At 71.4% G+C, this 26092-nt stretch carries 25 protein-coding genes, 1 pseudogene and 1 riboswitch; of the genes and pseudogenes, 13 read left to right on the top strand and 13 right to left on the bottom strand.

Going from position 1 to position 26092, the window contains the following annotated elements:
• Positions 1-123 precede the first annotated feature (123 nt).
• Positions 124-1830: a diguanylate cyclase CdgB gene (cdgB, locus tag ABTZ91_RS01970; protein ID WP_352075125.1), complete on the top strand. Its 1707-nt coding sequence runs from the start codon at positions 124-126 to the stop codon at positions 1828-1830.
• 120 nt (positions 1831-1950) lie between these two features.
• On the top strand, positions 1951-2928 hold the full coding sequence (locus tag ABTZ91_RS01965) for a CBM35 domain-containing protein (RefSeq protein ID WP_352075124.1): 978 nt from the start codon (positions 1951-1953) through the stop codon (positions 2926-2928).
• 44 nt (positions 2929-2972) lie between these two features.
• Here ABTZ91_RS01965 and ABTZ91_RS01960 read toward each other — a convergent pair.
• A pseudogene (locus ABTZ91_RS01960) lies at positions 2973-3827 on the bottom strand (IS5 family transposase).
• 79 nt (positions 3828-3906) lie between these two features.
• Between ABTZ91_RS01960 and ABTZ91_RS01955 the strand changes: the two are divergent.
• Complete coding sequence (locus ABTZ91_RS01955; protein WP_352075123.1) at positions 3907-4221, top strand: DUF6980 family protein; 315 nt, start codon at positions 3907-3909, stop codon at positions 4219-4221.
• Between the two features lie 98 nt (positions 4222-4319).
• On the opposite strand, the gene ABTZ91_RS01950 is transcribed toward ABTZ91_RS01955, so the two are convergent.
• The 4 genes from ABTZ91_RS01950 to ABTZ91_RS01935 all read right to left on the bottom strand — a co-directional run bounded on the left by ABTZ91_RS01950 (position 4320) and on the right by ABTZ91_RS01935 (position 8221).
• On the bottom strand, positions 4320-4736 hold the full coding sequence (locus ABTZ91_RS01950; RefSeq protein WP_352075122.1) for a hypothetical protein: 417 nt from the start codon (positions 4734-4736) through the stop codon (positions 4320-4322).
• 184 nt (positions 4737-4920) lie between these two features.
• Positions 4921-5859, bottom strand: a complete 939-nt coding sequence (locus ABTZ91_RS01945) for a 1-phosphofructokinase family hexose kinase (RefSeq protein WP_352075121.1) — start codon at positions 5857-5859, stop codon at positions 4921-4923.
• Between the two features lie 137 nt (positions 5860-5996).
• The gene (gene nagA / locus ABTZ91_RS01940; RefSeq protein ID WP_352075120.1) at positions 5997-7142 is read right to left on the bottom strand and encodes an N-acetylglucosamine-6-phosphate deacetylase; all 1146 of its coding nucleotides are present in this window, start codon (positions 7140-7142) and stop codon (positions 5997-5999) included.
• The gene (locus tag ABTZ91_RS01935; protein ID WP_352075119.1) at positions 7142-8221 is read right to left on the bottom strand and encodes an ROK family protein; all 1080 of its coding nucleotides are present in this window, start codon (positions 8219-8221) and stop codon (positions 7142-7144) included. Before ABTZ91_RS01935 ends, nagA begins: the two co-directional genes overlap by 1 nt.
• A gap of 220 nt (positions 8222-8441) precedes the next feature.
• Here ABTZ91_RS01935 and ABTZ91_RS01930 point away from each other — a divergent pair, with 220 nt between their 5' ends.
• From ABTZ91_RS01930 to otsB, 3 genes are all read left to right on the top strand, one after another.
• Positions 8442-9713, top strand: a complete 1272-nt coding sequence (locus ABTZ91_RS01930; RefSeq protein WP_352075118.1) for an extracellular solute-binding protein — start codon at positions 8442-8444, stop codon at positions 9711-9713.
• Between the two features lie 169 nt (positions 9714-9882).
• Positions 9883-10158, top strand: coding sequence for a DUF3263 domain-containing protein (locus tag ABTZ91_RS01925; protein WP_352075117.1), 276 nt, complete (start codon positions 9883-9885; stop codon positions 10156-10158).
• A 33-nt stretch (positions 10159-10191) separates the two neighbouring features.
• On the top strand, positions 10192-11046 hold the full coding sequence (otsB, locus tag ABTZ91_RS01920; RefSeq protein WP_352075116.1) for a trehalose-phosphatase: 855 nt from the start codon (positions 10192-10194) through the stop codon (positions 11044-11046).
• A gap of 74 nt (positions 11047-11120) precedes the next feature.
• On the opposite strand, the gene ABTZ91_RS01915 is transcribed toward otsB, so the two are convergent.
• Together ABTZ91_RS01915 and ABTZ91_RS01910 are read right to left on the bottom strand one after the other, a co-directional pair.
• Positions 11121-13403 (bottom strand): immune inhibitor A domain-containing protein, encoded by a 2283-nt coding sequence (locus ABTZ91_RS01915; RefSeq protein ID WP_352075289.1) that lies wholly within the window; start codon positions 13401-13403, stop codon positions 11121-11123.
• 201 nt (positions 13404-13604) lie between these two features.
• The gene (locus tag ABTZ91_RS01910; protein ID WP_352075115.1) at positions 13605-14522 is read right to left on the bottom strand and encodes an NAD(P)-binding domain-containing protein; all 918 of its coding nucleotides are present in this window, start codon (positions 14520-14522) and stop codon (positions 13605-13607) included.
• Positions 14523-14637: 115 nt separating this feature from the next.
• Here ABTZ91_RS01910 and ABTZ91_RS01905 point away from each other — a divergent pair, with 115 nt between their 5' ends.
• The gene (locus ABTZ91_RS01905; RefSeq protein ID WP_352075114.1) at positions 14638-15006 is read left to right on the top strand and encodes a helix-turn-helix domain-containing protein; all 369 of its coding nucleotides are present in this window, start codon (positions 14638-14640) and stop codon (positions 15004-15006) included.
• Positions 15007-15142: 136 nt separating this feature from the next.
• On the opposite strand, the gene ABTZ91_RS01900 is transcribed toward ABTZ91_RS01905, so the two are convergent.
• The 3 genes from ABTZ91_RS01900 to ABTZ91_RS01890 form a co-directional block, all read right to left on the bottom strand.
• On the bottom strand, positions 15143-16528 hold the full coding sequence (locus ABTZ91_RS01900; protein WP_352075113.1) for a trehalose-6-phosphate synthase: 1386 nt from the start codon (positions 16526-16528) through the stop codon (positions 15143-15145).
• 29 nt (positions 16529-16557) lie between these two features.
• The gene (locus ABTZ91_RS01895) at positions 16558-16872 is read right to left on the bottom strand and encodes a hypothetical protein (protein WP_352075112.1); all 315 of its coding nucleotides are present in this window, start codon (positions 16870-16872) and stop codon (positions 16558-16560) included.
• 158 nt (positions 16873-17030) lie between these two features.
• Positions 17031-17975, bottom strand: coding sequence for a glucosyl-3-phosphoglycerate synthase (locus tag ABTZ91_RS01890; protein ID WP_352075288.1), 945 nt, complete (start codon positions 17973-17975; stop codon positions 17031-17033).
• A gap of 121 nt (positions 17976-18096) precedes the next feature.
• Positions 18097-18291, top strand: a riboswitch (SAM riboswitch).
• Between ABTZ91_RS01890 and thrC the strand changes: the two genes are divergently transcribed.
• The 5 genes from thrC to ABTZ91_RS01865 all read left to right on the top strand — a co-directional run bounded on the left by thrC (position 18285) and on the right by ABTZ91_RS01865 (position 23283).
• Entirely contained in the window at positions 18285-19607 is a 1323-nt protein-coding gene (thrC, locus tag ABTZ91_RS01885; protein ID WP_352075111.1) for a threonine synthase, read from the top strand. (Overlaps the previous riboswitch by 7 nt.)
• 34 nt (positions 19608-19641) lie before the next feature.
• On the top strand, positions 19642-19920 hold the full coding sequence (locus ABTZ91_RS01880; protein WP_128985002.1) for a MoaD/ThiS family protein: 279 nt from the start codon (positions 19642-19644) through the stop codon (positions 19918-19920).
• 396 nt (positions 19921-20316) lie between these two features.
• Positions 20317-20520, top strand: a complete 204-nt coding sequence (locus tag ABTZ91_RS01875; protein WP_005315736.1) for a cold-shock protein — start codon at positions 20317-20319, stop codon at positions 20518-20520.
• Positions 20521-20992: 472 nt separating this feature from the next.
• On the top strand, positions 20993-22615 hold the full coding sequence (groL, locus tag ABTZ91_RS01870; RefSeq protein WP_352075110.1) for a chaperonin GroEL: 1623 nt from the start codon (positions 20993-20995) through the stop codon (positions 22613-22615).
• Between the two features lie 197 nt (positions 22616-22812).
• Positions 22813-23283, top strand: coding sequence for an SRPBCC family protein (locus ABTZ91_RS01865; protein WP_352075109.1), 471 nt, complete (start codon positions 22813-22815; stop codon positions 23281-23283).
• A gap of 28 nt (positions 23284-23311) precedes the next feature.
• Here ABTZ91_RS01865 and ABTZ91_RS01860 read toward each other — a convergent pair whose 3' ends face one another.
• Entirely contained in the window at positions 23312-23641 is a 330-nt protein-coding gene (locus ABTZ91_RS01860) for a deoxyxylulose-5-phosphate synthase (protein ID WP_352075108.1), read from the bottom strand.
• Positions 23642-23725: 84 nt separating this feature from the next.
• Here ABTZ91_RS01860 and ABTZ91_RS01855 point away from each other — a divergent pair, with 84 nt between their 5' ends.
• Positions 23726-24097 (top strand): VOC family protein, encoded by a 372-nt coding sequence (locus ABTZ91_RS01855; protein ID WP_352075107.1) that lies wholly within the window; start codon positions 23726-23728, stop codon positions 24095-24097.
• Between the two features lie 53 nt (positions 24098-24150).
• On the opposite strand, the gene ABTZ91_RS01850 is transcribed toward ABTZ91_RS01855, so the two are convergent.
• The gene (locus ABTZ91_RS01850) at positions 24151-24993 is read right to left on the bottom strand and encodes a hypothetical protein (protein WP_352075106.1); all 843 of its coding nucleotides are present in this window, start codon (positions 24991-24993) and stop codon (positions 24151-24153) included.
• A gap of 262 nt (positions 24994-25255) precedes the next feature.
• A complete protein-coding gene (locus ABTZ91_RS01845; protein ID WP_352075105.1) occupies positions 25256-25999 on the bottom strand; it encodes a class I SAM-dependent methyltransferase in 744 nt (247 codons plus the stop codon).
• Positions 26000-26092 lie beyond the last annotated feature (93 nt).

Below are 26092 nucleotides of genomic sequence, written 5' to 3'. Positions count from 1 at the left end.
GTTGACCCTGTGTACCGGGTGCACAGCTCGCTGTGATTCAGTGGCGGAGACAGTGCACCACGAAGCCGATGAAGCCGATGAGAACCCTGGAGTCAGCTGTCGAGGTCTCGGGGAGAGCGAGCAATGGAGACCGAGTCGGAGCCATATGTCCGTCTTGCGACCCTGCGGCAGCTGCATCAGGTCGTGGCGGACCTCAACACCGCCCGCAGCCTTGCGGACACCCTGCAGGCCGTCGCCGACGGCATCGTCGCGGGGCTCAACTATGAGCTGGCCTGCGTCAACCTCGTGCGCCCCGACGGCGACCTCGTCGTCGCCGCCTTCGCCGGCAGCCCCGCCGCCGAGGCCCTGATCACCGGCCGGGTCGGCTCCCGCGCCTCCTGGGACCGCCGCCTCGCCATGGGCGAGGCATGGGGCGACCTCGTCTTCATCCCGCACACCGAGGGCTGGGTGCTCCTCGAGGACGACGTGCCCCAGTGGCACACCGAGGGCCCCGCCCCCCGCTTCGAGGACGAGTGGCACCCCCACGACCGGCTCTACGCGCCGATGTACGCCCCCGGCGTGCGCTCCGCCCGCCCGGGCGGACCCGCCGGCTCCGGCCGCGAGCTGCTCGGCGTGATCTCCGTCGACCGCCCGCGCAACGGACGCCACCCCGGCCCCTGGGGCCGCGAGGCCCTCCAGATGTACGCCTCCCAGGCCGCCATCGCGATCAGCAACGCCCGCCTGCGCTCCAACATGCAGCGCGCCCTGGTCCGCCTGGAGCGCGAGCAGCAGGCCCTGCGCGCCAGCGAGGAGTCCTTCCGGCAGGCCTTCGAGTACGCGCCCTCCGGCATGGCCATCGCCGAGATGGGCGGCGACCAGCACGGCCGGCTGCTGCGCACCAACGACGCCCTCTGCCGACTGCTCGGCCGCCCCGCCTCCGTGATGCGGCGCTACTCCTTCGCCGACCTCGTCCACCCCGAGGACATAGGCACCCTGCTGCGCACCTCCGCCGAGGGCGGCCGCGCCGAGCTGCGCCTCGGCCGCCGCGACGGCACCTACGTCTGGGTCTCGCTGCGCAACTCCGTCGTCGCCGACACCGCCGACGGCCCCCGCTTCCTCCTCACCCACGTCGAGGACATCGAGGAGCGCAAGCGCCACGAGCTGCAGCTCGCCCACCGCGCCTCGCACGACGCGCTCACCGGCCTCCCCAACAGCGCCGAGCTCCGCTCCCGGCTCTCCGCCCGCCTCTGCGAGCGGCCCTTCGCCGCCGCCGAGCCGCCCGCCGCGGGCACCGCGCCCGTCCCCGGCGCCTTCGAACCGCCGTACGAATACGAGTACGAGTACGACCACGAGCACGAGCACGGCTTCGGTTTCTCGCCGGTCGCCGGCGCCGGGGCGTACGACCACCACGTCCACACCGTCGCTCCCACCGGCGGCGAGACCGACGACGGCACCAAGGGGCTCGCCGTCCTCTTCTGCGACCTCGACGGCTTCAAGTCGATCAACGACCGCTTCGGGCACCACACCGGGGACGCCGTTCTCATCGAGGTCGCCCGCCGGCTGACCACGGGCGTACGGGACGGGGACACGGTCGCCCGCCTCGGCGGGGACGAGTTCGTGGTCCTCGCCGACGGCCTGGGCTCCGCCGACGCCGCCGACCTCGCCGTCCGGCTGCGGAACGCGATCATTCCGCCGATCCGGGTGGACGGCCGGGCCGTCCGGGTCGGGGCGAGTTTCGGCATCGGCTGGGCCGAGTGCGGCATGACCGTCGAAGAGGTCCTGAACAGCGCCGACCAGCGGATGTACATCGAGAAGCGGTCCCGTTCGAAGGTGCACCGACGGGCCGGATAGGGGCCGGCGGACCGGTTCGTTCACCGCTCGTCCACACATCGCCGAATCCTTGACAGGGCCGTACGAGGTAGGCTCGGCCGGTCGGCGACGGCTGGCGAGCAGGGAAAAGGAGTGACCCGGATGGCTGCCGGAAACGACGGCGCGAAGACGCCCGAGGACGACGATCCGTTCGGCTACCTGTACGCGGACGGGCAGGCGGCGGGGGCCAGGGCGCCCCAGGGCGGCGGCTACGGCTACCCGGGTCCGGCGGCGCAGCCGGGCGTCCCGCGCACCTCGTACAACCAGGTCCGCACGGTCGGTGAGCGCCAGTACGGCGGCCACGGCCAGGCGGCGCACGTGCCGCAGCAGCAGGCCCCGTACGGCCAGCAGGGCTACGGCCAGCCGCACCCGCAGTACGCGGCCCCGGAGACGTACCCCGGCGGCGGTCAGCACCGTCCCGGCCCGCCGCAGCCCGCCCCGCGCGGAAGCGGCGGCGGCCGCGGCCCCAACACCAAGGGGCTGCTGATCGGCGCGGTGGCGGTCGTCGCGGTCGTCGTGCTCGGCATCACCGCCGCCGTGATCAACAACTCGGGCGGCGAGTCCGACGACGCGGGCGGGGGCGGTAAGCCGACGGGCGCGCCCACCCAGGTCTCGGAGTCCCCCTCCGTCGACCCCAGCTCCTCCACGCAGCCCCCGGCCGAGCTGCCGCAGCAGGACGCGGCGACGCTGAAGCTGGGCGGTTCGGCAACCCTTGCCAAGGAGATCAAGGGTGCGAAGGGCGCGGACGGGGCTTACGTGTCCTTCAACGGTCAGGGCGGCTTCGCGAGCTGGTCGGTGAACGTGCCCGAAAGCGGCGAGTACACCCTGTACATCACGTACAGCGTGCCTGGAAAGGACGCCAAGACGTCGCTGACCATCAATGGCGGCCAGCCCCGCTCCTTGAATATGTCCAACTTCGCCAAGGCAGCAGAAGGGGACTGGGAGAAGGGCTGGACCCGCACATACGCCTACGTCAGTCTCAAAAAGGGAGAAAACGCACTGAAAATCTCCTGCGAGTCGGGCGACCAGTGTGAGGCGATACTCGACCAGGTGTCACTGAAGAGCGGTCACACGAGCTAGTGCATGCGGTCAGACAGCGCTAGGGCCAGTTTCAGAAGTGATCTTCAGAGCCACTCGTTGATGGCTGCGATGAGTATGGTGGCTTCGTAGCGGACGGCGAGCTTGTCGTACCGGGTCGCCACGGCACGGTGGCGCTTGAGGCGGTTGATCCCGCACTCCACGGCGTGGCGCTCGCGGTAGTCGGTCTTGCAGAACTTGGGCGGCCGACCACCGTGAGAGCCGAACTTCTTCCGGTTGCGGACCCGGTCCGCGGGGATCGGGATCGTCGCCTTGATCTTGCGTCTACGCAGGTAGGAGCGGTTCTTGCGGGAGTCGTAGGCCTTGTCCGCGCGCACTCGGTCCGGGCGGGTGCGCGGGCGTCCGGCACCGACGCGGGGCACGCGGATCTTCTCCAGCACGGGCTCGAACTGCGGGCTATCGCCGCGCTGTCCAGCCGTGACGACGATCGACAAGGGCTTCTGCCTCTGCTCCACCGCGAGATGAATCTTCGTGGTCAGCCCGCCCCGCGACCGCCCGAGGCCGTGGTCAGCCGGCTCGACGGCGACTCCGCCGGGCGGTTCGCGCTGGAGATCCCCTTTTTGCGCGCCCCGGCGTGCTGGTGGGCCCGGCAGATCGCGGAGTCCACGTTGACCTCCCAGGTGATGAGGCCCTTCGCGTCGGCCTGGGCCTGGAGCTCGGTGAGGATTCGGGCCCAGGTGCCGTCGCGCTGCCAGCGACGGAACAGCCCGTAGACGGTCCCACTCGCCGTACCGGTTGGGCACGTCCCGCCACGGCGCCCCCGTACGGGTCCGCCACCGTATGCCGTCAATGAGCTGCCGCTTTGGCCAGACCGGAGGTCGCCCCGGCTTCCTGCCCACCGGCAACAACGGCACCAGCCTGGCCCACTGCGCGTTCGTCAGATCTTTCCGCCCACCCGAAGATCATCTCAGGCCGTGATCTACTTCCAATCATCCTGCTGATCAACGAAAGCCCAAGGCCATGACCGACCACTGCTGCGAGTCCATGACCCGTCAGGTCAACTGGCGGTGCGGCCAGCACGACGACCCCTTCGCGTGCCCGGACGCCCTGGTCCTGTTCATCCCCAAATTCCAGGAGTACGGGCTGATCTTCCACGACGGCGGCACGGCGATCAGCGGGATCGCCTTCTGCCCGTGGTGCGGTCAGCGCCTCCCCGAATCCCAGCGCGACCGCTACTACGACGAACTGGAGCGTCGCGGCATCGACCTGGAGGAGGACGAAATCCCGGCCGAGTTCCAGGATGCACGCTGGCTCGCTTCGCTACATCAGGAGTGATGAAGCAGCACTTTGATCCACTTTTGAAACAGGCCCTAGACGGAGGTGAAACGGCGGGGCCGGAGTGAGGTGGTTCCCTATCCGGCTCCTATGGTCGGTCAGCTCCAGCTCGTGCAGATGTTTCGAATGCTGCCGTTCGTGTTTATCCGGGCCACCTGGATGCCGATATCGAAGAGGCCTCGGCTATTCGAGGCGGTCGTCTGCCACTTGCTTGTGGTGTTGTAGCCACCGGTGTTCGCGCGCCACGGATAGTAGGTCGTGGCGCCATTGACGTCCTTCGACAGCATGCGGACGCGCACGCTGTTTCCGTCCGAAGCCGTGTCGGTGAGGCTGAAGTAGATATATACCGTGGCGTCCGGACCGTAGTAGTTGTTGTACTGGTAATTGCCGGAGGCCCCCGGCGTACTGCAGCTGACAGTCCCTGACGTCGCTGCCTGAGCAGTACCTGCCGTGCCCACGGTCAGGGCGATTGCCCCGAAAGTGGCTCCTGCGGCGATAGTGACCTTTTTGAGCATGGCTGACCTCTCGCGTCAAAGTTGGAACATTCATTCGATTGTCTGTTCGAGAATCGTCGGCGACCAGCTACTTTCCGGACAAACGAGGAGCCAGGGCGGCCTGTTGCCCGACAGTGGTCCCGAAACGGACGCACATCAGGGACCGAGCGGCCTCACTGGTGGTGAGGCTGGCACTTGTTCTCTTCTATGCCGCTGTCGCCGGGGCGTGCACCGTGACGCGCGGAAGCAGCTCCCGGTAGGCGTCCGCGTCGAACTCGCCGGCCACCGGGGAGAGGACCGTCGCCGCCGAGAGGGCGACGGCGTGGGTCAGGCGGTCGGGCCAGTCGGCGCCGTCGACGAGGCCGGCGAGCAGGGCGGCGACGGCCGAGTCGCCCGCGCCGGTCGGATTGCCCCGCACCGGCGCGGGCGGGGCCGCCTGCCACAGCCCGTCCGGGGTGGCGGCGAGGAGGCCGTCGGCGCCGAGGGAGGCGACCACCGTGTGGGCGCCGCGGCGCCGGGCGTCGCGGGCGGCGCGGTGGGGTTCGCGGGAGCCGGTGAGCTGGGCCAGCTCCTCGGCGTTCGGCTTGATCACGTCGGGGCGGGCGGCGATGCCCCGGCGCAGGGGTTCGCCGCTGGTGTCGAGGAGGACCGGGACGCCGGCGGCCCTGGCGAGCCGGACGAGCTCGGCGTAGGCGCCCACGTGGATGCCCGGCGGCAGGCTGCCGCACAGGGCCACCGCCCGGGCCGTGCCCAGGAGTTCGGTGAAGCGGGAGGTGAACGCGGCCCATTCGTCGGAGGTGATGGCGGGGCCCGGTTCGTTGAGCTGGGTGGTGTCGCCGCTCGTGGCGTCGACGACGGCGACGGTGCGGCGGGTGGCGCCGGCGGTCGGCACGAGGGCGTCGTGGACCGGCTGCCCGGCGGTGCCGGCGGCGAGCAGGGCGCGGACCGTCTCGCCGGTCGTGCCGCCCGCGAAGCCGGTGACGACGGTCTCGTGGCCGAGGGCGCCGAGCACACGGGCGACGTTGAGGCCCTTGCCGCCGGGGCGTTCGACGACCCGGGTGACGCGGTGGGAGCCGTGCGGGACGAGGGCGGGGACGTGATAGGTCAGGTCCAGGGCCGTGTTGAGGGTGACCGTGAGGATCATCCGTTCCGCCCCCCGTCGTCTCGTGTCACCGGCGTGGCCGTCGGCGTTCGGCAGCCGTTCAGCGCCCTGATCATGCCAAAGAGACGGCGGCAGGCCCAGACCCTGGACCGGCCGCCGGTGCGCAACGAGGGGCGCAATCAGCCCACTTGGGGCGGAACCACCCAGGTGCCCTTGCGCATCACGCCCTTGAGCTCGAAGTCCGCGTCGAGGACGACGAGGTCGGCGTCCTTGCCGGGCTCCAGGGAGCCCACCCGGTCGTACACGCCGAGCAGTCTCGCCGGGTTGGCGGAGATGGCCTGGACGACGGACTCGACGGGCAGCCGGTCGACGGTCACGGCCCGCTTGAACGCCCGGTCGAGGGTCAGGGTGGAGCCGGCGATGGAGCCGCCGTCGACGAGCCGGGCCACGCTGTCCTTCACCTCGACCTCCAGGGTGCCGAGCATGTAGCGGCCGTCGCCGAAGCCGGCCGCGTCCATGGCGTCGGTGATGAAGGCGACCCGCTCGGGGCCGGCGTGGTGGAAGGCCAGCTCCAGGGCGGCCGGGTGCAGGTGGGTGCCGTCGTTGATGAGCTCGACGGTGATCCGCTCGTCCTCCAGGAGGGCGGCGATCGGACCGGGCGCGCGGTGACCGAGGCCGGGCATCGCGTTGTAGAGGTGGGTGGCGACGGTGGCGCCCGCGTCGATGGCCGCCCGCGTCTGCTCGTACGTGGCGTCCGTGTGCCCGATCGCGGCGATCACGCCGTGTTCGGCGAGGAGGCGTACGGAGTCGATGCCGCCGGGCAGCTCGGTGGCGAGGGTGACCATCCGGGCCTGGCCGCGGGCGGCGTCGATGAGCTTGCGGACCTCGGCGGGGTCGGGGTCGCGCAGCAGCGACTCGTCGTGGGCGCCCTTGCGGCAGGGGGAGATGAACGGGCCCTCGAAGTGGATGCCGGCGATCTCGCCCTGTTCGGCGAGCTCGGAGAGCAGGCCGGCGCGCTGGGCGAGGAAGTGCATGTCGCCGGTGACGAAGGAGGCGACGACGGTGGTGGTGCCGTGCAGCCGGTGGGTGTGGACGCCGGTGAGGATCTCCTCGACGGTGCCGGAGGTGAAGGAGGCGCCGCCGCCGCCGTGGTTGTGCATGTCGACGAAGCCGGGCACGAGCCAGTGGCCGGTGAGGTCGATGGCGGGGGCGTCCTCGTGGGTGGATCCGGCGATGCGGCCGTTCTCGACGATCACTCGTCCGTTCTCGACGATCCCGGTCGGCAGCACCACGCGGGCCCCGGCGAGAACTGTGGAAACGGCCATCAGGCGGATACCTCCGAGTCGGTGGGGCGCGGGTCGGCGTCGTCGTGGGTGGCGTCGTCGGCGGGGCCGGTGTCGGTGTCGTGCGCGGTGCTGGGGGCGGTGTCGGTGTCGTGCGCGGTGCTGTGCTCGGTGCTGGGGGCGGTGTCGGCGTCGTGGGCGGGGGCGGCGAGGAGGTCCCAGGCGAGGAGGCCCGCGCCCAGGCAGCCGGCGGTGTCCCCGAGGGCCGCCGGGACGATGGCGGGCAGCTTCTGGAAGGTGACGCGCTCCTCCACGGCGGCCCGAAGGGGTGTGAACAAGGTTTCCCCCGCCTCGGCGAGACCGCCACCGATGATGAGCGTGCGGGGGTCCAGCAGGGTGAGTGCGGTGACCAGGCCGTCGGCGAGGGCGTCGACGGCGTCCTGCCAGACCCGTACGGCGCGGGGGTCGCCGGACTCCACGGCCTTGGCGCAGTCGGCGGCGTCGGCCTCGGGGTCGCCGGAGGCCTCGGCCCAGGCGAGGGAGACGGCGGAGGCGGAGGCGTACCGCTCCAGGCAGCCGCGCTGGCCGCAGCCGCACTCCGTGCCGCCGGGGCGGACGACGATGTGGCCGATCTCGCCGGCGTAGCCGTGGGCGCCGGCCTCGATGGCGCTGCCGATGCCGATGGCGCCCGCGATGCCGGTGCCGAGCGGGACGAAGAGGAAGCGGTCGGCGCCGTGGCCGGCGCCGATCCGGCCCTCGGCGAGGCCGCCGGTGCGCACGTCGTGGCCGAGGGCGACGGGGATGCCGTCGAGGCGCTCGCTGAGCAGGGCGCGCAGGGGGACGTCGCGCCAGCCGAGGTTGGCGGCGTAGACGGCGATGCCGTGGGTGGCGTCGACGATTCCGGGGACGGCGACTCCGGCGGCCGCGGCGGGCTGTCCGTACCGCTCCTGGCCGAGGGCGCGCAGCTCCTCGGCGAAACCGAGGATCGTCTCGACGACGGCCTCGGGCCCGCGGTCGCGGCCGGTGGCGCGGCGGGCCTCGTGGAGCAGGGTGCCGTCCGCCCCGACGAGGGCGGCCTTCATGCCGGTGCCGCCCACATCGAGGGCGATGACGTGTCTCACGCAGACAGTCTCGCGCCTGACCCCAGAAAGGTCTAGTCCACTGTGGAGGATTGTTGCGCTCGGATACAAATCAAGGCCGAGGCGCGGCGGCGCAGGGGCGGCCGAGCCGGGCGACGCGTTGCGAAAGCGATATGCAAGTGGTGTAGACCTCCTGCGCCCATACGGGAGAAACTGGCGGCTTCCGACATCTCGACGACGAGCAAAAGGGTGGGTCACGGCTGTGCAGCGGCGACGATTTCTTGGACTGGCCGCGGCGGCCACCACACTCGGTCTGACCGCCGCCCTCTCCGGCTGCGGCACGCTCGGCGGCGGCGGGGACGTCACCCTCAGCCTGGTGGCCGCCGACTACGACCTGACCGGCGGCGACTCCACCAAGAAGTACTGGGACGGCCTCGTCGCCGCCTTCGAGGCCAAGAACCCCGGAGTGAGGGTCCAGGTCCGCATCGAGTCCTGGAACGACGTCGACCGCGTGGTCGCCGAGCTGGTCAAGGCCGGCAAGGCCCCCGACCTCGCCCAGATCGGCGCCTACGCCGACTACGCGGCCGCCGACCAGCTCTACGCCGCCGACCAGCTGCTCTCCATCCCCGTCCAGGCCAACTTCCTCGGCCCGCTCGTCGATGCCGGCGAGTACGAGCACACCCAGTACGGCATGCCGTTCGTCGCCTCCACCCGGCTGCTCTTCTTCAACCAGGAGCTCTTCGACAAGGCCGGCGTCGAGGCGGCCCCGACCACCTGGGACGAGCTCGCCGAGGCCGCCGAGAAGCTGAAGCGGAAGGGCGTCCGCTACCCCTTCGCGCTGCCGCTCGGCGCCGAGGAGGCCCAGGCCGAGACGATGATGTGGCTGCTCAGCGGTGGCGGCGGCTACCTCGACGGCATGGGCCACTACAAGATCGACTCCGACGCGAACATCCGTACCTTCACCTGGCTGCGCGACAACCTCGTCGCCAAGGGCCTCACCGGTCCCGTCGCACCCGCGAAGCTCGACCGCAAGGCCGCCTTCGCCGCCTTCGCGCGCGGCGAGGTCGGCATGCTCAACGGCCACCCGTCCCTGATGCAGGAGGCCGCGAAGAAGGGCGTGAAGGTCGGCAAGATCGCCCTGCCGAGCGCCGACGGCCGGCCGAGGGCCACGATGGGCGTCGCCGACTGGATCATGGGCTTCAAGCAGAACGGCCACCGCAAGGAGATCGGCGCCTTCCTCGACTTCGTCTTCAGCGACGGGAACGTCCTGAAGTTCGCGGGCGACAACGACCTGCTGCCCGCCACCGTCACCGCCTCCGAGGCCATGCGGTCCGACCCGGCCCACGCCGACCTGCGCGAGTTCCTGGAGGCACTGCCCGACTCCCAGCTGCCGCCCGTCGGCAAGACCTCATGGGCCCAGGTCAGCGGCACGGTCAAGAAGGACATCGGCAAGGCGGTCGCCCCGGGCGCCCAGCCCGCGGAGATCCTCGGCCGGATCGGACGGCAGGCGACGGCGGCGGAGAGCGCGGAATGACGGGCGCGGGACCAGTGGGCGCGGGACGAGGGGCGTCGGATGACCGTGCGGGATGTCGGGGGCGGGACGACCGCGCGGGATGACGGGCGCGGGACGAGGGGCGTCGGGTGACCGCGCGGGATGACGGGCGCGGCGCGCGGAGCGACCGGCGCGGAATAAGTTGGTCTGTATGACCAGTGAAATCGGTGAGGTCGGCGAGCGCGGCGGGCGCGGGCCGCTCGGGGAGCTCGGCGAGCGGGAACGGGCCGTCCTCGCCATGGAACGCCGCTCCTGGCCGGGCCCCGGCGCCAAGGAGCGGGCCGTGCGCGAGCAGCTCGGCCTCTCCGCCACCCGCTACTACCAGCTGCTCAACGCCCTCCTGGACGACCCGAGGGCCCTCGCCCACGACCCGGTCACCGTGAACCGGCTCCGCCGGGTCCGGGCGGAGAAGGCACGGCGGCGCTGATGAGGACGCCCGTAGCTGGGTAGGGTCAGGGACATGGTCAGCAGCCTTCCGCACCCGACCACCTCCGCCGGCCGCGACGGCCTGGCCGCGTTCCTGGCGCGGCCCGAGAAGGCCGTCGTCGCCCTGGACTTCGACGGGACGCTCGCCGAGATCGTCGCCGACCCGGAGCAGGCCCGCGCCCACCCGGGCGCCGTGCCCGCGCTCGCGGCCCTCGCCCCACGGGTGGCCTCCGTCGCCGTGATCACCGGCCGCCCCGCCGGAGTGGCCGTACGTTACGGGGGCTTCGCCGGCGTCCCCGGCCTGGAGCACCTGGTCGTGCTCGGCCACTACGGCGCCGAGCGCTGGGACGCGGTCACCGGCACCGTCCGGGCCGCCGCCCCGCACCCGGGCGTCGCCTCGGTCCGCGCCGAGCTCCCCGGCTTCCTCGACCGCGTGGGCGCCTGGCCCGGCATCTGGATCGAGGAGAAGGGCCGCGCGGTCGCCGTCCACACCCGCCGCTCGACCGACCCCGAGGGCGCCTTCGAGGCCCTGAAGGGCCCCCTCGCCGACCTCGCCGCCCACCACGGCCTGGTCCTCGAACCGGGCCGCCTGGTCCTGGAACTCCGCCCCCCGGGCATGGACAAGGGCGTCGCCCTCGCCGACTACGTCCGCGAGACCGGCGCCGAGTCCGTCCTCTACGCCGGGGACGACCTGGGCGACATCCCCGCCTACGCCGCCGTCGAGAAACTCCGCTCCGACGGCGTCCCCGGCCTCCTCGTCTGCTCCGCCGCCGAGTCCCGGGCCGTCCCCGACCTCGCCGCCCGCGCGGACCTCACGGTCCCCGGGGCGGCGGCGGTGGTGGGGCTGCTGGCGGGGCTGGCGGAGGCGACGCGTCGCGGGGAGACGTGACGACGGGACAGGCGCAGTCGTGACGAAGGGGCCCCGGTCCCTGCGGACCGGGGCCCCTCGTTCGTGGGAGACGGTCAGGAGGCCGGGTTGGTCACCGTGATCGTCAGGTCGTCGCCGGCGTCGCCCGTGACGGTCACCTTCACGCCGTGGCCCGCGACCTTCACGCTGGCCTGGGGGGCCGTCGGGTCGTAGTAGGCGTTCGGGTCGGTGTCGTCGAAGACCGGGAGGCCCGGGACGGACGGGGCGCAGGCCGCCTTCGTGGCGACGGTCTGGTTGCCGCCCTTGCCGACCAGGACCTCCTTGTGGAGGCAGGTGGCGTCGGTGGGCTCCAGGCCGAAGGTGGCGTCGAAGGGCTGGCGGCGGTTGCTGGGGGCGGTGCCGTCGTCGTAGCGGAACGGGGTCGGACGGGCGTCGACCGCCATCGCCGAGCCGCCGCCCGGGTGGTCGCTGACGTTGTTGTCGTCGTAGGAGCGGTCCACGTACCAGACCAGCATGCCGTTCTGGTACCTGAAGAACTCCACCCAGTCCGGGGCGGTGATGCCCTTGCTGTACTGGTACGGGCCCTCCGCGAGGAGCGCGTCGGAGCCGACGTACTCGCGGTTCTCCAGCAGGTAGTAGCGCGGGAAGCTGGCGGTCTCCGTGCCCGTGGAGATCTTCCAGCGGCCCTGCGCCGTCCAGCCGTTCACGCCCTGCTCGACGTCGTCGGCGAGGACCGTGGTGCTGCCGGCGGCGATGGTGATGTCGTCCAGGAACGCGCCGGCGAAGTGCACGCCGCCGTCCGTCTGGTAGCGGAAGCGGAAGAGCGAGGGCTTGCCCTGCGCGTCGTACGCGTACCGCAGGGTGCTCCAGCGGCCGGCGGAGGAGCCGTCGACGGCCGTACCGGCGCGGACCCAGCTCGCCCCGCCGTCGAGGGAGTACTCGGCGAAGAGGTAGTCGTAGTCCGCCTCGATCTCGTACCAGGCGCTCGCCTTCACCGTGACGCGGGAGGCGGCCGGGACGGAGCGGGCGAGGGACTGGTTGAGACCGTCGGCCGAGCCGGTCCACCAGGCGTGGCCGCCCGAGACGGGCGTGGTGTACGAGGTGCTGGCGACCTTGTCCGGGAGCACGACGCGGACGGCCTGCTCCTTGCCGGAGACCTGGAGCTGCGCCGGGTTCAGGGTGTACGTGCCGGTGGCGCCGAGCGGCGCGTCGGCGTAGTCCAGCCAGCCGAGGAAGAGCTTCTCCTCGGCGCCCATCAGGCCCGGGTGGGTGCCGATGCCCTCGTTGGCGGCGGCGCCGTGGCCCAGCCAGGAGCCGGAGCTCATCAGGGTCCAGAAGGCGGTGGAGTTCTCGCCGCCGCCCGTGTCGTAGTAGTCCGGCAGGCCGAGGTCGTGGCCGAACTCGTGGCAGAAGACGCCGAGTCCGCCGTTCTCGCCCTCGGTGGTGTAGTCGCCCAGCCAGTACTTCGACTGGCCGATCCGGGCGCCGCCCGCCTTGTTCTGGGTGCCGGCGACCTCGGGGCCGGTCAGCCCGTAGTCGTCGCCGTTGACGTACCAGCGGTGCGACCAGATGGCGTCCTCGCCCTGCGCGCCGCCGCCGGCGTCCTCGCCCATGCCGGCGTGCACGGCCTGGAAGTGGTCGATGTAGCCGTCGGCCTCGTCGAAGTTGCCGTCGTGGTCCCAGTCGTTGCGGTCCCAGACGTCGAACTGCGCGAGGTACGCGTCGATCTCGGCCGGGGTCTTGCCGGCCGCGATCTGGGCGTTCCACCAGGCGTCGCCGGTGTCCTGGATGAACGCCCACGAACCGCCGTTGTCCTCGACGGCGTTGTCGCCGTAGTAGGAGGCGTTGTACGGGACCCTGACCCAGTCCTCGACCACGTTGGTGACCGAGTAGGCGCCGTTCGACAGCTTCTCGAAGTACGTTTTCATCGACTCGCCGGAGCCGTTGAAGAGGTTCTCGTAGTACGCCTTGTCGAAGTCGGCCGTCCAGGCGTTGGAGTTGTCCACGCTGCGGTCGGGCCGGGGTATCTCGTTGTGGAGCGGGCCGGGGACGGTGCCGTACTTGCCGGAGCTCTCCGTGCCGAACTCGGAGAGGATCGTGAGGATCTTCTCCTGCCGTACGGCGGTGGTGGTCTTCGTCTCCGCGAACTTGCCGGGCGCGACCTCGACGACCCCGCGGGCGTTCGCCTTGGCCTTGCCCTTGGCGACCAGGTCGATCGCCTTCTCGCGCAGCTCGGTGCGCTGCTTGGTGAGCGGTCCCGGGCGGTTGTCGCTCCGGTGCGCCTGGGCACCGGCCGGAGCGCCGTCCCTGGCCTCCTGCGCGGCGGCGGGGGTGAGCCCCGCGGCGAGGAGTGCGGTGAGCGCCGACCCGAGAGTCATGCTCACGACAATCTTCTTCACGTCTGTCGCGATCCTTCCGCTTGCCGTTTGGGGGATGAGGGTCTCCCCAGGCCCGCAGGGCCTCGGGGCAGGATCGCCTGGGGGAACGATCGCCGCAGAGTCTGGCACGGGACGACCCCCCGCGAGGAGGGGTCGTCTCCGATTAACGGAACGGATTTACGTGCCTTCGCCGCGCGGCGGTCACCGCAGCAGCAGGTCCACCACGCCCGTCAGGTCCTCCTCGCCGCTGCCCTCCGCCAGCCGGCGGCGCATCAGCTCGAAGTACGGAGTGATCAGCTCCGGGCTCACGCCCTGCTGCTCGGCCGTGGCCAGGAAGGTCGGCGTGCCCGCCACCTGCATCGCCAGGTTGGACACCACGTCCGTGGTGTAGTCGCCGCTCTTCAGCTGTCGGGCGGTCTGCTGCACGGACGAGCCGGCCATGGCGGAGATCCAGCCGGACAGCAGCGGGGCGAAGGCGACCGGGTCGATGTCCTCCTTGCGGATCAGGGCGAAGGCGTGCGCGACCCCGGCGAACATCCCGTACATCGCGCTGAGCAGCGCCACGTCGTGCAGGGCCGCGAAGCCCGCGTCCTCGCCGACGTGGACGGTGCCGGCCGGCACCGCGAGGGTCTCCTGGTGCCGCTCGAACAGCTCCCGCGAGCCGCTGTAGAAGACGTAACCGCCGGCCTCGGGGACGCCGATCATCGGCGGGACGGCCATGATCCCGCCGTCCAGGTAGCGGGCGCCCCGCTCGCGGGCCCACGCGGCACGGTCGCGGGCCTGGGCCGGCGTGGTGGTGGTGAGGTTGACCAGGTCCTTGCCGGTCAGGTCGGCATCGGCCAGGGCCTCGCCGACGGAGGCGTCGTCCAGGAGGCAGACCACGACGAGGGCGCTCGCGGCGACCGCCTCGGCCACGTCGGCGGCGGCCTTCGCGCCCTCGTCGACGAGCGCGGCGGCGCGGGCCGGGGTGCGGTTCCAGACGGTGAGCGGGTGGCCGGCGGCGAGCCAGGTCCGGGCCAGGGCGGTGCCCATGGCGCCGAGACCGAGGAGGGTGACGGGGGTCTTGGAGGAGGGGGCCGGGGTGGTCGTGGTGGTCGTCTGCGAGGTCGTCTCGTTCATGAGACCAGGCTGCTCGCCGGGCGGTTGATCGCTCAAGTACGCACTTCGAAGTGGGTGGTTACCCTGAAGTGAGCGAGCAGGTCAGGAAGTTCAGGAAGGTTCAGGAAGGGGGAGCATGGCGACGCTGAACCGGCCCGGGTCCGACGGCGGGGAGCACATCTGCGGGATCGACACCACGATGGACATCATCGGGGGCAAGTGGAAGGTGCTCATCCTGTGGGCGCTCCACGAGTACCCGCACCGCCGCTTCGGCGAACTGCGCAGGATGGTGCCGGGCATCACCGAGAAGGTGCTCGCCTCCCACCTGCGCGAGATGGAGGCGGACGGCATCGTGGACCGCGTCTCGTACGACGAGGTCCCGCCGCGCGTCGAGTACGCGCTCACCAAGGACGGCATCCGGCTCAACGACGCGCTCGAACCGCTCGCCGCGTGGGGCCGCGAGCGGCGGGAACGGGCCGAGGCTTCCGAGGACCCGGCTCCCTAGGGCGGCCCCGGCGCTCGGGGGCCCGGCCTCGTGGGAATGGGCCCGGCCTCCCCCGGGGCCCGGCCTCCCCCGGGGCCCGGCCCCCGAGGGCCGGGCCCCCAGGACCGGGGACCCCTCCGAAAGCGCGCCCCGTCTCCTAGGCGCGCACCGCCCCGCCCAGCGCCTCCAGCTGGTCCAGGAACCAGCGCCGCGGCGGCAGGGCGGTGGCCGCCGCCGCGAGCCGCTTGGTGCGCTCGGCGCGGTCCGGGGCGGGCATCGAGAGGGCCTCGTGGAGGGCCTCCGCGGTCTCGGTCACGTCGAAGGGGTTCACCGTCAACGCGTCGGCCCGCAGCTCCTCGTACGCCCCCGCCTCCCGGGACAGCACCAGCGCGCAGCCCTCCTCGGAGACGGCGGGGATCTCCTTGGCGACCAGGTTCATGCCGTCCCTGACCGGGTTGACGAGGGCCACGTCGGCCATCCGGTACGCGGCCAGGGAGCGGGTGAAGTCGTCCTGCACGGAAACCAGGACGGGCTGCCAGTCCGCCGTGCCGAACTCCTCGTTGATCCGCTCCGCGAGCGCGGTCACCGCCGCCGTGTAGGAGCGGTAGCTCTCCAGGTCCTGGCGGGAGGGGTACGCGGAGGCGAGGTGGACGACCCGGCCGCGCCACTGGGGGCGGTCGGTCAGGAGCTCCCGGTAGGCGAGCAGGCCGCGCAGGATGTTCTTGGACAGCTCGGTCCGGTCGACCCGGACGATCGTCTTCCGGTCACCCACCTCGGCGCGCAGGGCCGCGAGCCGCTCGTCGACCTCAGGCCGGTGGGCCAGCGCCCGCAGCTCGTCGCCGTCGACGCCGAGCGGATGGACCGACACCCGGGAGCCGCCGGCCGAGCGCGCGACCTGCGGGTCGGCCCGGAAGGCCTCCGCCCAGGCCGTGGTGTGGAAACCGATCCCGTCCGCCCCGAGCATGCCCTCCACCAGCTCCTCGTGGATGTCGTCCGGCAGCATCGCCAGATAGGCGGGGGAGGCCCACGGGGTGTGGGTGAAGTGCGCGATCCGCAGGTCGGGCCGCAGCGCGCGCAGCTGCCCCGGCACGAGCGCCAGGTGGTAGTCCTGCACCAGGACCGCCGCGCCCTCGTCCGCCGCCTCGGCGAGGGCCTCGGCGAAGGCGCGGTTGTAGGCGCGGTAGGAGTCCCAGCGGCGCCGGAAGGCCGCGTCGAAGACGGGCTCGCGCGGGATGTCGTACAGGTGGTGGTGGAGGAACCACAGCACCGAGTTCGCGATGCCGTTGTACGCGTCGGCGTACACGTCCGGGTCGATGTCCAGCATCCGCACGCCCGGCTCGGCGATCCCGCGCCGCACCGCCTCCCGGTCGCCGTCGCCGAGGGCCGCGCACACCCACAGGCCGTCGCCCGCGGAGTCCTCCGAAAAGACGGCGCTGAGGCCGGAGACGAGCCCGCCACCGCCCCGCCGGGTGTCAAGACCACCGTCGTCCCGCAGGGTGTACGAGACCGGGCCGCGGTTCGATGCAACGAGCACTGAAGCCATATGGCGAACCTAGCCCGTCCGGTAAACGCTCAAACGTGCGGATTCGAGCCAGGCTCGGTGTTCCCCGGCGGCTCCCGGTGGATCCGCAGGGCCGCCCTGGCCACCACGCCGGTCGCCGCGAGCGCCAGGCCGAGACCACCGAGCAGCCACAGCCGCTCCTCGGCCGTCCGGCCCGGCCCCGGCCTGTCAGGATCCCGCGCCGCGGCCAGATCCATGGCCGGGTGGAGGGCCAAGGTCGGTGCCCGGTCCAGGGCCGCGGCGGGCGCGGCCCCCGCCAGGAAGAGAGGTCCGGCGCCGAGGCCGAGGACTGCCAGCAGGATTCCCGTTCCGTGTCTCCACCGCATGAAACGGAAATCTAGGCAGAAAGGATGATCATTCGGTGCTACGCCACGCGGCGGCGGCCAGGCGTCGGCGGCGGCCAGGCGTCGCCGGCCACGCGGCGGCGGTCACCCGGGCACGACCACGGAGTGGCGGCCACGCGGCGAGCGCCACCCGGCCACGGCTAGGCCACGCGCCGGCGCGCGTACTCCGCGATCTCCGCCATCGGCGGCCGCTCCTCCGTGTCCACCGCGTACGTACGGGGCGCGAAACCGCCCTCGTCGCTCCGCTCGAACTGGGTCAGCCGCGGCCGCACCAGATGACCGCGGGAGAGCCGCAGCTGCGCCGTCCGGTAGATCGCCGCCGCCATCCGGCCGAGCGCCTGGCCGTCCTGGTGCCGGTGCTTGCGCACCCCCACGTCCACCTGTGCGAGCGCGTCCAGGCCCACCGTGTGCAGCGCGTCCACGAGCAGGCCCAGCTCCACCCCGTAACCGACCGGGAACGGCAGCCGTTCGAGCAGTGAGCGGCGTGCCGCGTACTCGCCGCCGAGCGGCTGTACGAAACCGGCCAGCTGCGGCCAGTGCAGATTGAGCAGCGGCCGGGCCACCAGCTCCGTCACCCGGCCGCCCTGGCCGGGAGTGCCGCCCAGCGGGCGGTCGTACATCGCCTTCACGAAGTCCACGTCCGGGTCGGTGAGCAGCGGGCCGACGATCCCCGAGACGAAGTCCGCCGAGAAGTCCCTCAGGTCGGCGTCGACGAAGCAGACCACGTCCCCGCTGGTCGCCATCAGCGAGCGCCACAGCACCTCGCCCTTGCCCGGCACCGCCGGTATCCGCGGCAGTATCGCGTCCCGCGCCACCACCCGCGCCCCGGCCGCCGCGGCCACCTCCGCCGTACGGTCCGTGGAGCCCGAGTCGATCACCACCAGCTCGTCCACCAGCGGCACCGCGTCCGTCATCAGCTCGCGGCGGATCACGGAGACGATCGCGCCGACCGTCGCCTCCTCGTTCAGCGCCGGCAGCACCACGCTCACCCTCGTCCCCCGCTTGGCGGCGAGGATCCGCTCCAGCGGACGGTCGGCCACCGACCAGGACCGCCGGGCCAGCCAGCGCTCCACTTCTTCCAGCAACGTGATCTCCATCTCGCGGATCGGACGACCGTCTCCACCTCGGAAGGCTTCGGTTACAGTCTTGAACAACGCGGATGCCCGATGCATGTCGGGGTGCCGACCGCGTTCCACAATCGAATACCGCTCATCCAGAGGGGCAGAGGGATACGGCCCGTTGAAGCCCCGGCAACCCTCCAGTCGGTTTGTCTCGCCCACCCGTCTCCGGCCACCACCCCAGGTGGAGCCCTGACGGGCGCTGCTTATATGCGCGAGGCCCCCGACTAGGGAAGGTGCCAAATCCGTCTCGTGGCGAAATGCGTCATGAGGAAGATGAGGAGAAAGGGCCTCGCCTCCATGGCTGTACAGACGGTTGCAACCACCGCTTCCCCCCGGACCCCGGTCGACCTCGGTCCCGCGTCCGGACTCTCCTGCCGCGAATGCGGTGAGACCTTCCCGCTCGGCCCGATCTTCGCCTGTGAGCTGTGTTTCGGTCCGCTCGAAGTCGCGTACGACCTGCCCACCGGTGACCCCGAGGCCCTGCGCAAGCGGATCGAGGCCGGCCCCGCCAACATCTGGCGCTACGCCCCGCTGCTGCCCGTCCCCGCCGACGTCGCCGACAAGCCGAACCTGAACCCCGGCTGGACCAAGCTCGTCCAGGCCGACAACCTGGCCCGCGAGATCGGCGTCGAGCCGGGCAAGCTGTTCGTCAAGGACGACTCCGGCAACCCGACCCACTCCTTCAAGGACCGGGTCGTCGCCCAGGCCATCGAGGCCGCCCGCGCCTTCGGCTTCACCACCCTCTCCTGCTCCTCCACCGGCAACCTGGCCGGCGCCGTCGGCGCCGCCGCCGCCCGGGCCGGCTTCCGCTCCTGCGTGTTCATCCCGCACGACCTGGAGCAGGGCAAGGTCGTCATGGCCGGTGTCTACGGCGGTGACCTCGTCGCCATCGAGGGCAACTACGACGACGTCAACCGCTTCTGCTCGGAGCTCATCGGCGACCCGCTCGGCGAGGGCTGGGGCTTCGTCAACGTCAACCTGCGCCCGTACTACGGCGAGGGCTCGAAGACGCTGGCGTACGAGATCTGCGAGCAGCTCGGCTGGGTCATCCCGGACCAGCTGGTCATCCCGATCGCCTCCGGCTCGCAGCTGACGAAGATCGACAAGGGTCTGCAGGAGCTGATCAAGCTCGGTCTGGTCGAGGACAAGCCGTACAAGATCTTCGGCGCCCAGGCCGAGGGCTGCTCCCCGGTCTCCGCCGCCTTCAAGGCCGGCCACGACGTGGTCCGCCCGCAGAAGCCGAACACCATCGCCAAGTCGCTCGCCATCGGCAACCCGGCGGACGGCCCGTACGTGCTCGACATCGCCCGCCGCACCGGCGGCGCCGTGGAGGACGTCAACGACGAGCAGGTCGTGGACGCGATCAAGGTCCTGGCCCGCACCGAGGGCATCTTCGCCGAGACCGCGGGCGGCGTGACCGTCGGCGTGACCCGGAAGCTCGTCGAGGCCGGTCTCATCGACCCCTCGCTCACCACCGTCGTCCTCAACACCGGCGACGGACTCAAGACCCTGGACGCGGTGGCCGACACCTCCCAGGCGACCGCCACCATCCGCCCGAGCCTCGACGCGTTCCGCGACGCCGGCCTGGCCCACTGAGACCCGCCCTAGCGCGCCGAAAGGTTACGAAGACATGGCCGTGAACGTCCGCATCCCCACCATCCTCCGCACCTACACGGGCGGCCAGGCCGAGGTGCCCGCCGAGGGCGCCACCCTCGCCGAGGTCATCGCCGACCTGGAGAAGAACCACACCGGCATCGCCGCCCGCGTCCTGGACGACCAGGGCAAGCTGCGCCGCTTCGTCAACGTGTACGTGAACGACGACGACGTGCGCTTCGAGCAGGGCCTGGAGACGGCGACGCCGGACGGAGCGGGCGTGTCGATCATCCCGGCCGTCGCGGGCGGCTGCTGAGTCTCCGCTTTCCCGGTCTTTCCCTGAATTGCCCCTTCCGCTGCCAGAAGCGGAAGGGGCAATTCAGCATGGTTGAGCGCGGTAGAGTTGGGGAAGCCCCCTCAGCTGCGCATGCCAGGCGCATATGAGAATGCGTCCGTGCGCGACAAGATGCAGCCAAAGTGCCCGTGCCTTGTGCACCATCTGCGCGCTTTGCCGGGCCCGACTTGCCCCGGAATTCCACATATTCTCCGCAATCCGCCTTTCCGGCGTGCCCAGAATTCTCGTCGGATTGACCTGTTGCAGAGGGCAGTTGGGCAGATACATTCAGCCGCGGTCGACGCGTTCCGGCGCAGGGTCTGACCCGGGTCCGCGAAGTGCGGTCCCGCGCAAGGGCCAGTAATAGGGGAGTTAGGCATGGCTCAGGGCACCGTCAAGTGGTTCAACGCGGAGAAGGGCTACGGCTTCATCGCGGTCGACGGTGGTGCGGATGTTTTCGTCCACTACAGCGCGATCCAGATGGACGGCTACCGCACCCTCGAAGAGGGTCAGCGGGTCGAGTTCGAGATCTCGCAGGGCCAGAAGGGTCCGCAGGCGGACATGGTCAAGCTCGCCGTCTGAGCGCGGCGCGATCGGCCACCGACGCACTTCCGTCGAGGGGCCCGCATCCTGACCGGGATGCGGGCCCCTCGCGCGCGTCCGCCCGACCCGACGACCTGCCGCGGAGGCTCCGCCGACCCGGCCCCTGGTCCAGCCCCTGATCCGGCCCTGATCCTGCCCCCGGCCCGGCCCCCGACCCGGCCCTGATCCTGCCCCCGGCCCGGCCCCTGATCCTGCCCTGATCCTGCCCCCGGCCCGGCCCCTGATCCGGCCCTGATCCGGCTCTCGATCTGCGGGAGTCGCTTGCACTCTCCTAGGTCGAGTGCTAATCATTGGCGTTAGCACTCTGAAGGTGAGAGTGCTTACGAGGATCGGGCAGACGAGGTCGCAGGCCACGTGGGGCAAGGAACCACGGGGCAAGCGGGCCGTCCGTCGCGGGCGTCGGCGCGGTCCAGGAGCGTTATCCACCCCATGTCCGGGAGGACCACTTCACATGGCCAAGATCATCGCGTTCGACGAGGAGGCCCGGCGCGGTCTCGAGCGCGGCATGAACCAGCTCGCTGACGCCGTCAAGGTCACCCTCGGTCCCAAGGGCCGCAACGTCGTCCTCGAGAAGAAGTGGGGCGCCCCCACGATCACCAACGATGGTGTCTCCATCGCCAAGGAGATCGAGCTCGAGGACCCGTACGAGAAGATCGGCGCCGAGCTGGTCAAGGAAGTCGCCAAGAAGACGGACGACGTCGCCGGCGACGGTACGACCACCGCCACCGTTCTCGCCCAGGCGCTGGTCCGTGAGGGCCTGCGCAACGTCGCCGCCGGCGCCAACCCGATGGCCCTCAAGCGCGGCATCGAGAAGGCCGTCGAGGCCGTCTCCGGTGCCCTGCTCGAGCAGGCCAAGGACGTCGAGACCAAGGAGCAGATCGCTTCCACGGCCTCCATCTCCGCCGCCGACACCCAGATCGGCGAGCTCATCGCCGAGGCCATGGACAAGGTCGGCAAGGAAGGCGTCATCACCGTCGAGGAGTCCCAGACCTTCGGTCTGGAGCTGGAGCTCACCGAGGGTATGCGCTTCGACAAGGGCTACATCTCGGCGTACTTCGCCACCGACATGGAGCGTATGGAGGCGTCCCTGGACGACCCGTACATCCTGATCGTCAACTCCAAGGTCTCCGCGGTCAAGGACCTGCTCCCGCTCCTCGAGAAGGTCATGCAGTCGGGCAAGCCGCTGCTGATCATCGCCGAGGACGTCGAGGGCGAGGCCCTGTCGACCCTGGTCGTCAACAAGATCCGTGGCACCTTCAAGTCCGTCGCCGTCAAGGCCCCGGGCTTCGGCGACCGTCGCAAGGCCATGCTGAACGACATCGCCATCCTCACCGGCGGCACGGTCATCTCCGAGGAGGTCGGCCTCAAGCTGGAGAACGCGGGCCTCGACCTGCTGGGCCGCGCCCGCAAGGTCGTCATCACCAAGGACGAGACCACCATCGTCGACGGTGCCGGTGACAGCGAGCAGGTCGCCGGTCGCGTGAACCAGATCCGCGCCGAGATCGAGAACTCGGACTCGGACTACGACCGCGAGAAGCTCCAGGAGCGCCTGGCGAAGCTCGCCGGTGGCGTCGCCGTCATCAAGGCCGGTGCCGCGACCGAGGTTGAGCTCAAGGAGCGCAAGCACCGCATCGAGGACGCCGTTCGCAACGCGAAGGCGGCCGTCGAGGAGGGCATCGTCGCCGGTGGTGGCGTGGCCCTGCTGCAGGCCTCCTCCGTCTTCGAGAAGCTCGACCTCGAGGGTGACGAGGCGACCGGCGCCAACATCGTCAAGCTGGCCCTGGAGGCCCCGCTCAAGCAGATCGCCGTCAACGGTGGTCTCGAGGGTGGCGTCATCGTCGAGAAGGTGCGCAACCTGCCCGTCGGCCACGGCCTGAACGCCGCGACCGGCGAGTACGTCGACATGATCGCCGAGGGCATCATCGACCCGGCCAAGGTGACCCGTTCCGCCCTGCAGAACGCGTCCTCCATCGCGGCCCTGTTCCTCACCACCGAGGCCGTCATCGCCGACAAGCCGGAGAAGGCGTCCGCGCCGGCCGGCGGCGGCATGCCGGGCGGTGACATGGACTTCTGATCCTCGGAGAGGATCGGCGGTTCATCGCTGAACGCAGAAGGGCGGCACCCCACCAGGGGTGCCGCCCTTCCGTCATGGGGACCGGTGGCGGAGGAGGACGACTGGACCGGCTCTCGGGGCGGGGCGATCCTGGAGGGGCAGGGAGGTCCGGGGTCCGGGACCGGACGCGGACCGGACCTGACCGGCGGGAGAACGCCATGATCACACTGCTGACCACACCGGCGGACCGCGAGCTCGTCATCACCCGCACCTTCGACGCGCCCGTCGAGCGCGTGTGGGAGGCGTGGACCCGCCCGGAGCACGTGCGCGAGTGGTACGGCGTCTCGGGGCTCACGATGTCCATCTGCGAGATCGACCTGCGGCCGGGCGGCACATGGCGCTGGGGCCAGCGGACCCCGGAGGGCCAGGAGATCGTCTTCTCCGGCACGTACGAGGAGATCGTCCCGGCCGAGCGCCTCGTCTACACCGAGACCTTCGAACAGATGCCGGGCCCCGAACCGGTCCGCGTGATCCTCGCCTTCGACGCAACCCCCGACGGGGGCACCGCCCTGACCAGCACCTCCTTCTGGCCGACGACGGAGATCCGCGACCAGGCCCTGGCGGCGGGCATGGAGACGGGCGTGCGGGAGCAGTACGACCGGCTGGCGGAGTACCTGCGGGCGATGTGACGGGCGGCGTGTGACCCGGCCCCGGGCCTCAGGGCAGCTCGTACCGCAGCAGCGCCCGGGCCACGGGCTCGCCGGTGCGACGGGCGTGGGCGGTGCGGGCCTTGACCTCGCGCAGGGTGCGGGGCCGCCAGCCGGGGCCGCCGCAGCAGCTCTTGTGGAAGCCGATCCCCGCGTTCAGGACCACGGACAGCGCCCGCCAGGCGTCCTTGTCCCGCCGCCGCGGCGGCTGGAAGGCCGACCCTGCGTGGATCATCACCCGGGCGCAGCGCGGACAGTGCCGCTCGCGCTCGGGACCGTAGGACTGCTTGTACGAGGCCCGGCACGGCAGGCACACGTAGGAGGTCTTCGTGTAGGACACGGCGCCAGGGTAGGGGCCCGGACGTGCCGGGCGGCAACTGAATTCCGGTGCGGAGGCAGGGCGCACGTTCCTAGCCTGGGGATCATGGAGCTCTCCGCGATCACCCTCGACTGCGCCGACCCCCTGGCCCTCGCCGACTTCTACCACCGGGCCACCGGCCTGCCGCCGCACCCCGGGAACCACGCCGACTTCGCCGGCCTCCAGCGCGACGGCGGCCTCCTCCTCGGCTTCCAGCGCGTCGCCGACTACCGCGCCCCGGACTGGCCCGGCCAGGACGTCCCCCAGCAACTGCACCTGGACTTCGACGTCGACGACCTGCCGCAGGCGGAGGCCCGGCTCCTCGCCCTGGGCGCCCGGAAGCCGGACTTCCAGCCGGACGAGGAGCGCTTCGTGGTGCTCCTCGACCCGGCGGGGCATCCGTTCTGCGTGGCGCAGCGGCGGCGTTCGTCGGTGTAGTCGGTCAGCCCCTCGGTTCCGGGCCTCGCCCCGGGGTCGGCCGAGCCGCACGGTCATGTGCGCATGCTTGCGAGCGCCTGGCGGATCTCCGCCGCGCGTAAGTGGATGCGCGGCGCGGGGAGGCGGCCCGAGGACGGGGCGGAGGCCGAGGCCGAGGCGGCGGACCCGCCGCGATCGCCGCGGCACGGGCCGCACTCGCCGTCGCGCAGCCGGTCCGCGTACCCCGGCGCGCCGCACTTCGCGCATTCGAGCAGCCGGAGGGGCGGGGGATCGCGACGGAGGGGCGGCGGGGGCAGTTTGTCGGTCAGCCGGCGCCTGGCGAGCGCGGCCGGGTGGTGGACGGGATGCGGCAGCCCGGCGGTCAGGGCGCGCAGCACGTCACGCTCCTCGGCGCCCCGCGCGAACCACTCCTCGACCAGCGGCGTCAGGGCGCGGCAGTCCGCGTGGGACAGCGACATCGCGGCGTTCTCCCGCCCCAGCGCGGCGAGCAGGATGTAGGCGCGTGACCGGGTCGGCGGTGGCTTCTCCCTGGGCACGTCACCGCGCTCGAAGGCGGCCCACCACGCGTCGTCACGTGCCGTACGGGAGAACCACGTTCGGGTGATCCATTTTCCGCCGAGGCACTCGCGTCCGCGCCGCAGGTGCCCGACGCGCTGGATGCGGTTGAGGGCGGTACGGAGGGCGCACTGCCCGTACGGCAGGTGCTTGGCCAGCGTCTTCACCGAGATGTCGCTGCCGTCGGGCAGCCGGTCGATGTACGCGGCGATGGCGGCCTCGCGGGGCGGGAGGTGCACGAAGTCGTCACGACGGGACGGACGTTCGTACGGCGTCGAGCGCTTTCCGTAGCCCGGGTTGGCGAGGGGGTGGGGAGCGTTACTAGACTCGTCGTAAGCCATGGATCGAAGCCTCTAGTTCGGTCGGTGGTAGCCACGGGCCGAAGTTCTGTTCGACCGTGGTCAGACCCCCTTCAGGTGTTGGCGCACCTGCTGGGGGTCGTTCGTTTACCGGAGACGCTAGAGGCATATGACTCTGCGTGGCAAGTCAGTCGCCGAGGGTCAAATCGCCGGGTGGGCGGGCGGGTTGAATCCCAGGCCCCGACCCCATCCTCAGAAACAGCGCCCGAATCTCGCCGCTTGAGCCTCGGGGCCGACCTGCGGCTCAGCCGAGGGGCCGGCGGAACAGGCCCGTCCAGAGGAACGGTTCGCCGAAGTGCGGGGAGTCGGACGGTTCGTCGTGCATGCGGCGGAGTTCGACCTCTGTCAGGTCGGAGAAGAGCACGCGCAGGGAGTCGGCGGAGTAGGCGAGGCCGCCGTGGAGGGAGGCGTCGCGGTAGAAGGCCGGGTCGGGGAGTTCGGAGCCCATGCCGTCGGGACCGGCGGCGAAGCAGGTGAGGGCGAAGTGGCCGCCGGGAGCGAGATGGCGGGCAAGCAGGGCGAGATAGGTGGCGCGGCGGTGCGGCGGGAGATGGTGGAAGCAGCCGGAGTCGTAGATCAGGTCGTACGGGCCGCTCCCGCCGCCGAGTCGCCCCACCCGGTCGAGCGCGAAGACGTCGCCGTGGAGGAACCGGATGTCCAGGCGTGCCTCCTCGGCCCGCTCCCGCGCCCACGCCAGCGCGCCCGATGACAGATCCACCGCGTCGACCTGGAAGCCGCGCGCGGCGAGGTGCAGGGCGTTGCGGCCCGGGCCGCAGCCGAGGTCCAGGGCGCGCCCGCCGGTGGGGATCAGACCCTGGTCGAGGTGGGCGGCCAGGTTCTCGTCGGGCTTCGGGACGAAGAAGGGGACGGGCCGGGCGCGGTCCTCGTAGAAGCTCTCCCACTTGCCGGTGTCAGCGGTGAACAGGCCGTCGAGGAGGTGGAGAACGTCGTCGGTGGTACGGGTCGTACGGTCCGTGCGGATGTCCATGCGGATCCCCTTCCGTGTAGGGGAAACGCTACGGGAGGAGGGGGCGAAAGCCCAGGTCAGGCGGGGTTTGAGGCGGTGCTGGGCGGGCGTGTG

Source organism: Streptomyces sp. NPDC126499 (assembly GCF_040302485.1).
GTDB lineage: Bacteria > Actinomycetota > Actinomycetes > Streptomycetales > Streptomycetaceae > Streptomyces.
The sequence above is the reverse complement of the archived record's forward strand: the minus strand, read 5'-3'. Positions and strand labels throughout refer to the sequence as shown.

What these genes read in the sequence shown, in the direction of transcription:
- ABTZ91_RS01855 (WP_352075107.1), top strand. Translation starts at nt 23,726, where the DNA reads ATGGAGCTCTCCGCGATCACCCTCGACTGCGCCGACCCCCTGGCCCTC.
- ABTZ91_RS01925 (WP_352075117.1), top strand. Translation starts at nt 9,883, where the DNA reads ATGACCAGTGAAATCGGTGAGGTCGGCGAGCGCGGCGGGCGCGGGCCG.
- nagA (WP_352075120.1), bottom strand. Translation starts at nt 7,142, where the DNA reads ATGGCCGTTTCCACAGTTCTCGCCGGGGCCCGCGTGGTGCTGCCGACC.
- otsB (WP_352075116.1), top strand. Translation starts at nt 10,192, where the DNA reads ATGGTCAGCAGCCTTCCGCACCCGACCACCTCCGCCGGCCGCGACGGC.
- ABTZ91_RS01875 (WP_005315736.1), top strand. Translation starts at nt 20,317, where the DNA reads ATGGCTCAGGGCACCGTCAAGTGGTTCAACGCGGAGAAGGGCTACGGC.
- ABTZ91_RS01865 (WP_352075109.1), top strand. Translation starts at nt 22,813, where the DNA reads ATGATCACACTGCTGACCACACCGGCGGACCGCGAGCTCGTCATCACC.
- ABTZ91_RS01915 (WP_352075289.1), bottom strand. Translation starts at nt 13,403, where the DNA reads ATGACTCTCGGGTCGGCGCTCACCGCACTCCTCGCCGCGGGGCTCACC.
- ABTZ91_RS01850 (WP_352075106.1), bottom strand. Translation starts at nt 24,993, where the DNA reads ATGGCTTACGACGAGTCTAGTAACGCTCCCCACCCCCTCGCCAACCCG.
- ABTZ91_RS01845 (WP_352075105.1), bottom strand. Translation starts at nt 25,999, where the DNA reads ATGGACATCCGCACGGACCGTACGACCCGTACCACCGACGACGTTCTC.
- ABTZ91_RS01950 (WP_352075122.1), bottom strand. Translation starts at nt 4,736, where the DNA reads ATGCTCAAAAAGGTCACTATCGCCGCAGGAGCCACTTTCGGGGCAATC.
- ABTZ91_RS01955 (WP_352075123.1), top strand. Translation starts at nt 3,907, where the DNA reads ATGACCGACCACTGCTGCGAGTCCATGACCCGTCAGGTCAACTGGCGG.
- ABTZ91_RS01880 (WP_128985002.1), top strand. Translation starts at nt 19,642, where the DNA reads ATGGCCGTGAACGTCCGCATCCCCACCATCCTCCGCACCTACACGGGC.
- ABTZ91_RS01965 (WP_352075124.1), top strand. Translation starts at nt 1,951, where the DNA reads ATGGCTGCCGGAAACGACGGCGCGAAGACGCCCGAGGACGACGATCCG.
- ABTZ91_RS01945 (WP_352075121.1), bottom strand. Translation starts at nt 5,859, where the DNA reads ATGATCCTCACGGTCACCCTCAACACGGCCCTGGACCTGACCTATCAC.
- ABTZ91_RS01900 (WP_352075113.1), bottom strand. Translation starts at nt 16,528, where the DNA reads ATGGCTTCAGTGCTCGTTGCATCGAACCGCGGCCCGGTCTCGTACACC.
- ABTZ91_RS01910 (WP_352075115.1), bottom strand. Translation starts at nt 14,522, where the DNA reads ATGAACGAGACGACCTCGCAGACGACCACCACGACCACCCCGGCCCCC.
- ABTZ91_RS01895 (WP_352075112.1), bottom strand. Translation starts at nt 16,872, where the DNA reads ATGCGGTGGAGACACGGAACGGGAATCCTGCTGGCAGTCCTCGGCCTC.
- groL (WP_352075110.1), top strand. Translation starts at nt 20,993, where the DNA reads ATGGCCAAGATCATCGCGTTCGACGAGGAGGCCCGGCGCGGTCTCGAG.
- cdgB (WP_352075125.1), top strand. Translation starts at nt 124, where the DNA reads ATGGAGACCGAGTCGGAGCCATATGTCCGTCTTGCGACCCTGCGGCAG.
- ABTZ91_RS01905 (WP_352075114.1), top strand. Translation starts at nt 14,638, where the DNA reads ATGGCGACGCTGAACCGGCCCGGGTCCGACGGCGGGGAGCACATCTGC.
- thrC (WP_352075111.1), top strand. Translation starts at nt 18,285, where the DNA reads ATGAGGAGAAAGGGCCTCGCCTCCATGGCTGTACAGACGGTTGCAACC.